Source organism: Geobacillus sp. ZGt-1 (assembly GCF_001026865.1).
In the GTDB taxonomy this organism is placed as follows: domain Bacteria; phylum Bacillota; class Bacilli; order Bacillales; family Anoxybacillaceae; genus Geobacillus; species Geobacillus thermoleovorans.
Map to the genome: position 1 here is coordinate 244318 of NZ_LDPD01000023.1, position 3839 is coordinate 248156.

Below are 3839 nucleotides of genomic sequence, written 5' to 3' on the forward strand. Positions count from 1 at the left end.
TTAAGTGGGGGTAGTTCACGGCGAAGCAAAAGTGACCGTGAATTAAGTTTGCACGCTTCATTCAACAAGCAAGCGAATGTCAACACGGCTCCATCACACCGGCATTCGCTTGCTTTCCTTTATCGTTGATGGATACGACCATGCTGAAAATGGAGTGACCCCTTATGGCTTTGTTTACTCGCCTATCGTGGTTTTACGCCAAACAGATGGGAAAAAGCATTCTCTATATGGGAACATACACATTTTTGTTAATCATGCTGATGATGCGCTTTCTCATTCGCCAGTACGATTCCTTTGGTAAGACGGATTATGGAAATTTTGTCGGGGAAATGACGTTAATCGTCCAAGCGGCAATGCTGCTGTTTATGGTGTTTTTTTACAAGTTGTTCTCTGATGAATACCGATTTGGCGCCAATCTTTTGTTTGCCGGTTCACTTCGCATCACAGCGTTGAAAATCGCCGCCTTGTTCGCCAATCACCTGTTGTTTCTTGCATTCTTCACCGGTCTGCAAGTTGTGCTCGTATGGCAGTTTTATCGGACATGGAGCCTTCCCTTTTCTTCGTTGTATACCGAAACGGCATCGTATATTGCCGTATATTGGCTATTGCCGTTCGTATTTGCCTTTTTTCTTGGTATTTTCACTGCTCTATTGTTTGGGAAAAACCGATTAAGCTTTGCCTGGATGATGGTCATTTGGCTGGCAATCGGCCCGATGAATACACAATTGTTTTCCCGTTATTTCCATCGCATCCCCTTTTCCGACATCCGTAGTTTGTTCTACATCGGTCCGTTGAATATGGACGATGTATTTCGTGACGTCATTGGATACAGCGTCAGCCTTCCGACGTATATGAAAATATTGTTTTGGATTCTAGCGTCGATGATGGCGGTATGGGCCATTCTTTGGAAAACGGCCCGCACTACAAAGGAGAAAGCGGCCATTATCATGGGCGTTGCTTTGCTTTTGTCGGGTGATGCTTGGTTGTTTCCGCATATTTTCACAGGAAGCAAACTGGTGTTTAGCTACGCTGATTTGGCTCAAGAAAATGTTTACTATCAAACTCATGATCCAACAATCAAACCGAGCACATTGCACTATTCGATTGAACGGTACGACATTCAGCTGGAGGCCAAAAACGGTGTACATGCGAAAGTGAAAGTGACCTTGCGACAAATTCGGGGCGACACGCTGTCGTTCGTGCTTTATCATCATTTTTCTCTGAAGCAAATCACCGATCAAACCGGAAAACAGCTGCCGTTTATTCAACAGGGGGATGTCATCACGGTCAAACGGTCATCCAATCGCTTGACCGACGAATGGACGTTTGAGTATCAAATGAACGATTCCGCGCAAATTCCCATTTCACCGCACTATTTGTTTTTGCCGAGCGATTTCAGCTGGGTGCCGACAAAAGCCGACCATGCGCCGTTTGCCTTTGTGAACGTTCATTCCAGTCCGGTGCCTGTATCGATGCAACCGAGCCATCCGATCCGCTATACGTTGTCGTTTCACGGAACGGCGCCGTTTTATACGAATTTGCCGCGCCGAAGCGACGGAACGTACGAAGGAGTTGTGTCCGGCGGCATTACAGCCGTAGCGGGAATGTTTTTGAAGGAAAAAATCGGGCCGTGGCAGATCGTGTACCCCGCCGATTGGCCGAATCTTAAGCGGAATTGGCCGGTTTTCGAACGTCATGTACGGCGCATCCACCATGACATCGTGCAGATGTTCGATTTAAAAGAGGCAAAGTTGCCGACGAACATCGTGTTGCTCGCTCCCCATGGTGAACAACGGAGCGTATATAGCAGCGATCATTTGCTTCTTCAAATTGATACGCCATATTCCCTTCGCTCCCAAGAAGGAACATTGATGTATTTGCCGGAAATCATAACAGAAGGACTTCTTTGGAGGGGAGCACATTCATCGATGCAAAAAGAAGTGTTTCAAGCGTTGCTGGCAAGATGGTTCCAACAACAATTAGCCCTTCCCTATTCCGGAGGAGATTTGACGTTTGATTTGGCTTTGTCAGTCGACTCTCCTGACGGGAAAACAGAGGAAGTGCTGAGACAGCTGTCTGGGGAGTATGAACGCTTATCCGATGAGAAAAAACAAAAATTTTTGGCTTTATGGTACAAACAAATGAGGGAAGGAGCAGATGGCAGCTGGGAGAAAGCGATACAACTTATCCTCATGGTTCAGGAGGGACAGACATGATCCATGTATCCAGCGTCACGAAACGAATCAAAAAACAACTCATTTTATCGAACGTATCGCTTTGCATGGAAGGGATTTACGGGTTAGTCGGACCGAACGGAGCCGGCAAGACGACATTGATGAAAATATTGGCCGGCTTGACACCCATGGATGAAGGGCAGGTGGCGATCGACGAACGAAGCTGCACCAAAGGAAAATATGTGAAAGCTCATGAACGGATCGGTTATTTGCCGCAAGATTTCATGGTCTATCCGAACATTACGGTCGAAGAAGCGCTTGACCATCTCGCTTTATTGCAAGGAATGATGGACAAAGGCGAACGGCACGCGACCGTTGCCGAAGCAATTCAAAAAGTGAACTTGAACGGCCATGAGACGAAAAAGATGTCCGAGCTGTCCGGGGGAATGCGGCGACGGGTGGGAATTGCTCATTTATTGACGCGAAAGCCGTCCATCTTGCTGTTTGACGAGCCGACGGCCGGCTTGGATATTGAAGAGCGAATCCGCTTTCGCCATCTGCTCAAACAGCTTGGTTCCGAGCATACGATTGTCATTTCTTCGCACATTGTGGAAGACATTGAGTTTTTGTGCACCAAAATTGGGGTTTTAAAACAAGGGCAAGTGTTGTTTGAAGGCACGCCGTCTGAGCTGAAGTCCCGCGCAGAAGGCTGCGTATGGGAATATTGCATACACCCCGAAGAATTGGATGACTTGATCGCAACGCGAGAAGTGGTGCAGCTTCTCGAAGAAGAGGATGGCATTCACGCGCGAGTATTTTCCAAAAACGGGGGAACAGGGGGGAGACGGGTGGCGCCGCGATTGATCGATGGCTATTTGGCTGTTGTCAGGAGAGGGGAACCAAGATGAAAGCTTACATCGAATGGATGCGAACCGCATTCGTGTTTGACCGCAAGACAATGGGCGGAGCATTTTTTGTTCCACCGGCGATGTTCATCCTATCGCTGTTGCTTATTTTGTTTGTTCCCCGCAAATCGCCAAGTATTTACGACAATGTGATTATCATCCAAGGGCTGTTCATCCCGTTTTCCGGCTGGTGCCTCATCTATCGGTTCGGCGAACTGTATGAAGATGGAGCGCAAGAAACGCTTGTCCCTTACTATAGGCAATGGGTTTGGATCGATATCGTACGTTATTCTTTCATCCATTTGTTTGGGGTTGTCGTGCTAAGCGGGGCATTCATGTGGAAATATGGAGTTTCTTCTTTGTCTTTTTTGAATCTCATTCATTTCATTCTATTGACGTTCTTTTACCTATTTTTCAGCACTGCAGCCCTTGTTCTTACAAAAAACACCAATATCGCACTGACAGTCATTTTTATTTATACGGTGCTTGAAGTGGCCACATTAGGAACGTTCATGCCTTGGCCGCATATCTTTTTGTTCGAGCCGCCGGTTTGGGAACCGATGCTCATCAACAAATTCATCATGTTAACGCTGTCCATCTTTCTAGCAGCATTCATCACCATTGTCTGGATCAGCAAAGGAGATCGGAAACCTCAATAAAAGCAGATAGGGGATCATTGACGTTTGGCGGCAAATAACGGCTTACCATCCAAACGAAAGGCTATGCTTACAAATTGATCAATTGGTGGCCCGACAGCGTC

General features: G+C 47.0%; 3 protein-coding genes. All 3 read left to right on the forward strand.

Features of this window, described 5'->3' with window-relative positions; all coding sequences use genetic code 11:
* Nucleotides 1-164: 164 nt before the first annotated feature.
* From VU18_RS09945 to VU18_RS09955, 3 genes are read left to right on the forward strand one after another with little or no spacing between them, the layout of a single operon-like run.
* Nucleotides 165-2216 carry an ABC transporter permease gene (locus VU18_RS09945; protein ID WP_033025824.1) on the forward strand — a complete coding sequence of 684 codons (2052 nt, stop codon included), beginning with the start codon at nt 165-167 and terminating at the stop codon, nt 2214-2216.
* Nucleotides 2213-3082 (forward strand): ABC transporter ATP-binding protein, encoded by an 870-nt coding sequence (locus tag VU18_RS09950; RefSeq protein WP_047758047.1) that lies wholly within the window; start codon nt 2213-2215, stop codon nt 3080-3082. Before VU18_RS09945 ends, VU18_RS09950 begins: the two co-directional genes overlap by 4 nt.
* Nucleotides 3079-3738, forward strand: a complete 660-nt coding sequence (locus VU18_RS09955) for a hypothetical protein (protein ID WP_047758048.1) — start codon at nt 3079-3081, stop codon at nt 3736-3738. Before VU18_RS09950 ends, VU18_RS09955 begins: the two co-directional genes overlap by 4 nt.
* The last annotated feature ends 101 nt before the right edge of the window (nt 3739-3839 follow it).